Consider the following 4,875-nt stretch of genomic DNA (forward strand, 5'->3'; position numbering starts at 1 on the left):
ACCCACACACCAAAAAAGCTGACCAACAAAGGCCTCCAACCGCCAAATGAAGCGAGAGATGGTCAGCAAAAACCACCATTTTTTCGCCCTCTCAAACCACGCTCAGAAACCACCCCCTATCCAGAGGTGCCCCGAAGTATTTGTTTTATCTACTTCGAACTCCCGACATCCGGTCCAAGCTGATTGAAGTGTCGAGTACTGCTGCGATCACGAACATCTCCCAAGACAAAATTCAAGACGTTGAAATCCCCCTGCCGCCGCTGGAAGAGCAACGGCGGATCGTGTCTGAGCTGGACGCGGAGGCGGGGCAGATGGAGGCGGTGAGGTCGTTGATCCCGCGCTTCGAGGGGAGGATCCAACACGTGCTGGACCGGGTGTGGGGGACTGCCGTAGCATGAGACGCCGCCATGAAGAACGATCCGGCCCAAACTTACATCTACCACATCACGGATGTGGCGAACCTGCCCGGCATCCTGGCGGAGGGCGGCCTGCTCTCGGATGCGCGGATGGCACAGCGCAATCCGGGCGTGGTGATCGGTTATGACCACATCAAGCTGCGGCGACTGAAGGAACTGCGAGTGGACTGCTGTGGGAACCGTTTTGTGGGTGAGTTTGTGCCGTTCTATTTCTGCCCCAGGTCGCCCATGCTCTTCGTGGTGAATCAGGGCCGCACCGGCCGCCCGGCGGGCTGCCAGGACCGGATTGTGCATTTGGTGAGCACGGTGGCGGTGGGGATGGCGAGCGGGAAGGAATGGGCGATCAGCAGCGGCAACGCCGGGGCCAACCACGCGAGCTTCCGCGCCGAACTGGAAGCGCTCGATGAGCTGGACTGGGAGTCCATCCGGGTCACTCAATGGCAGGGACGGACGCACCCGAAATCCGCCGAGTTTCTCGTGGGCGACTTTTTCCCTTGGACGGGGATCCGGGGGATCGCCTGCCTGAATTCCAAGGTTGCCAACGAGGTGACTTCCATGCTTAAACAGGCCGTGCACCAGCCCAAGGTGGCGGTCAAACGTGACTGGTACTACTAACGCATCCCCCGATGATCGAACTCCAAACAGGCAACTTGCTGACTTCTCCCGCAGAAGCGCTGGTGAACACGGTGAACACCGAAGGCGTGATGGGCAAGGGGATCGCATTGCAGTTCCGGCAGGCCTTTCCGCCGATGTACCGGGCGTATGAAGCGGCCTGCCAGCGTGGAGACGTCCAACTCGGCAAAATGGACGTGCACGACATGGGAGGACTGCTGGGAGGGCCGCGCTGGATCATCAATTTCCCCACCAAGGGGCACTGGCGTGCGAAAAGCCGTCTGGCAGATGTGGATTCGGGTCTGGCGGATCTGGTGCGTGTGGTGCGGGAACTGGGCATCCAATCCATCGCGCTGCCGCCGCTGGGCTGTGGCAATGGGGGACTGGACTGGAAGGTGGTCCGCCCACGGATCGAATCCGCTTTCGCCGCCCTGCCGGAGGTGAAAGTGCTGCTGTATGCCCCCGTCGGTGCGCCTGAGGCTGCCGCGATGCCCAACCGCACGAAGAAAACCAAGATGACTGCCGGGCAGGCGACGCTGGTGATGCTGATGGACCGTTACCTCAAAGGCATGCTGGACCCGTTTGTCAGCCTGCTGGAGGTGCACAAGCTGATGTACTTTCTCAAAGCGGCGGGCGAGCCGCTGCCGCGACTGACCTTCGAGAAGGGAACCTATGGCCCTTATTCCAAAGATTTGCGCCATGGGCTGATCCGTATGGAAGGACATCTCACGCGTGGATACGGTGCTGGCAGCGATAATCCGCAAACGCCGCTGGAGTTGCTCCCTGGAGCGGTGGACTCCGCCAAGGAATTCCTCTCTGGATCAGAGGAAACTCGCTCCCGGATGGATCGCGTCGCCGCGTTGATCGAAGGATTTGAAGATACCCACGGGATGGAACTGCTCAGTTCTGTGCACTGGGTGATGGTGAATGAGCCGGGGGCTGCGGCGAACCCGCAAGCTGCCATTGCGGCGGTGCGTGGCTGGAGTGAACGGAAGAAAGAACTACTCAAAGCGGAGCCGCTTCAAAAAGCGTGGCGCCGCCTCAAAGAACAAGGCTGGGCCTAGTGGACTGTCATGCCCTCCGAAGCCCAGGCCCGCATCACGATCAACAAGCTGCTCGAAGCGGCGGGCTGGTGCTTCACCCCGGATGCGAACGGTCAGGTGAGCGTGATCTGCGAGCAGCGGGTGACCAAGAAGGTCTATTCGCCACACGAGGACCTGGGGGCGGACTTTGACAAGGTGCCGGGCGGCTTTGTGGACTACGTCCTGCTGAACACGGACGACAAGCCCGTGGCGGTGGTGGAGGCCAAGAAGGAAGGCATCGACCCGCTGACGGCGAAGGAGCAGGCCCGCAGCTATGCGGAGAGCCTCGGCGTGGCGCACATCTTCCTGAGCAACGGGCTCGTCCACTACTACTGGAACCTGCGGCAGGGGAACCCGGTGCGTGTTTCCCGTTTTCTGCCGCTGGCGGAGCTGGGCAAGGCAGCGCAGTGGAAGCCGGACGCGGCCAAACTGGCGGCTGCGGTGGTCGATGAGAACTACATCGCCGTTTCCCAAGATCCCAAGTGGCTGGGCTACTCGCCCGAGGAACGCCTGCTGGCGATGGTGAACCAGAAGATCCGCCTGCTGCGGGATTATCAGGTCGCGGCGGCCCAGGCGCTGCAACAAGCCGCCGTGAGCAAGGGATGGCGTTTCCTCTTTGAAATGGCCACCGGCACCGGCAAGACGCTGCTGAGCGCCGCGATCACCAAGCTCTTTCTCCGCACGAACAACGCGACACGCGTGCTCTTCCTCGTGGACCGGCTGGAGCTGGAGACGCAGGCCTGGAAGCACTTCAACGCCTACCTCGGCCCGGACGGCATCAAGACGGTCATTTATAAAAAGCAGCGCGACGACTGGAAGAGCGCCGATGTGGTGGTGACGACGATCCAAAGCCTCGCCACACGGAACCGATACCTGACGGACTTCGCCCCGACGGATTTCCAGCTCCTGATCAGCGATGAAGCGCACCGGACGATCAGCGGCAACCATCGCGCCATCTTCGAATACTTCGTGGGAGCCAAGCTGGGCCTCACCGCCACACCACGAGACTACCTGAAAGGCGTGAACGAGCAGGAACTGGGGCAGGAAGATCCGCGTGCGCTGGAGAAGCGCCTCCTGCTGGACACCTACCACACCTTTGGCTGCGGCGATGGCAAGCCGACATTTCGTTTCAGCCTGCTGGATGCCGTGCGGCATGCGCCACCCTATCTGGTGAACCCGGTGGCCTTGGACGCCCGCACGGAGATCACCACGGCGATGCTTTCCAAGGAAGGCTTTGCCGTGAAGCAGGCCCCGGATGAAGACGGCAACGAATCTGAACTGGTCTTCACCAAGCGGGACTATGAGAAGAAGTTTTTCTCCGACGAAACGAACCTGAGCTTCGTCCGCTGCTTTCTCGACAACGCGTGGCGTGATCCCATCACGGACGAGGTGGGCAAGACAATCCTCTTTGCCGTGAGCCGCCGACATGCAACGAAGCTGGTGAAGCTGCTCAACGAAGAAGCCACGCTCCGCTGGCCGGAGGCGTATGGCGCAGGCTCCTCCTTCGCCGTGCAGGTGACCTCGGACATCCCTGGAGCGCAGCAGATGACCATCGACTTCGCCAACAACAACCTGAACGGCAAGTCCCGGTGGAAGCGCGATGATTTCCGCGACTACAACACCAGCCGCACCCGTGTCTGCGTGACCGTCGGCATGATGACCACCGGCTACGACTGCGAGGACGTGCTGAACGTGGCGCTGGCGCGTCCGATCTTCTCGCCGACGGATTTCATCCAGATCAAAGGCCGCGGCACGCGTCTGTTCGTCTTCAAGCATGAGGACGGGGTGATCAAGATCGAGAAGCCGAAGGCCGGATTCGCCCTCTTCGACTTCTTTGCCAACTGCGAATACTTCGAGAAGGAGTTCAACTACGACAAGAAGCTGAATCTGCCCAAGACCGGCGAAGGCGAAGGAGGCGGGGGCGGTGAGAGTGGTGAAGATGACTTCACCAACACGAATCCTGACCCCATGAAGAATGTGGTGCAGTCACCGATCGGGCAGGACGGGATGCGCGTTGACCGCGAGATGTATCGCGAGCGCTTCGCGGCTCAGGCCAAGGCCGCCGCAGAAAGCCATGCGGTCCTTCGTCAGGCGCTGGAGTCGGAGGACTGGACCGGTGTGGAGGAATTCGTGAAGAAGACCCTGCTCGACAAGCCGGACGACTTCTGGAACCTCGATAAGCTCCGCGATCTATACCGCACCGACCGCGAACCCACCCTGCGTGAGATCATCCAGGTCATCTTCGGCCTCAGTCCCGGCATCGCGACCCGCGAACAACTCGCGGCGGAAGAGTTCGAGCGCTTCCTCGCCACTGAAAACGTGGACTCGACGAAAGTGCGCGAACTGCGCCAGATCTTCATGGCGTTGCTGCTCGATAATCGGGTGCGCGAGGACATTGAAGCCGGACAGTTCGGCAAAATCATGTCGGTGGACATGGGCGTTTATCAGGGGCTGAAGCAACTCGGCAGAACGGGCCTTCAGCAACTGATGGCTTATGTTGGCAAGCATGTGCGGCTGGCCGATTTCAAGAGGGCGGCGTGACTCGCACTGCGTGATGCCCGGCAATGCTGTTGCGGGTGCCTTGATCAGGAGCCGAGCAGGCGACGAGTCGCGCCACTCCAGACGGCGGACAAGGGTGCCCGCGCGCCCTCCTCACCCGCGCTCCGGCTCACCGGTCCACGAACTGGCCGATCTTTTCGTCGAGCCACTTCTTGAGCTTGTCGAGGCCTTCGCCGGTCTCGGCGGAGACGGGGTGGATCTTGATG

General features: G+C 61.2%; 4 protein-coding genes. All 4 read left to right on the forward strand.

Annotation, left to right across the window (positions count from 1 at the left end; genetic code table 11):
* Positions 1-183 (forward strand): hypothetical protein (locus IAE77_RS00405; protein ID WP_294219676.1); only part of this gene is annotated, 183 nt, incomplete at its 5' end.
* Between the two features lie 224 nt (positions 184-407).
* Positions 408-1,031 (forward strand): DUF4433 domain-containing protein, encoded by a 624-nt coding sequence (locus tag IAE77_RS00410; protein WP_294219677.1) that lies wholly within the window; start codon positions 408-410, stop codon positions 1,029-1,031.
* A gap of 11 nt (positions 1,032-1,042) precedes the next feature.
* Positions 1,043-2,092 (forward strand): macro domain-containing protein, encoded by a 1,050-nt coding sequence (locus IAE77_RS00415; protein ID WP_294219678.1) that lies wholly within the window; start codon positions 1,043-1,045, stop codon positions 2,090-2,092.
* A gap of 9 nt (positions 2,093-2,101) precedes the next feature.
* Positions 2,102-4,651, forward strand: a complete 2,550-nt coding sequence (locus IAE77_RS00420) for a DEAD/DEAH box helicase family protein (protein ID WP_294219679.1) — start codon at positions 2,102-2,104, stop codon at positions 4,649-4,651.
* Positions 4,652-4,875: the final 224 nt, after the last annotated feature.

Source organism: Prosthecobacter sp., from assembly GCF_014879935.1.
Lineage (GTDB): Bacteria > Verrucomicrobiota > Verrucomicrobiia > Verrucomicrobiales > Verrucomicrobiaceae > Prosthecobacter.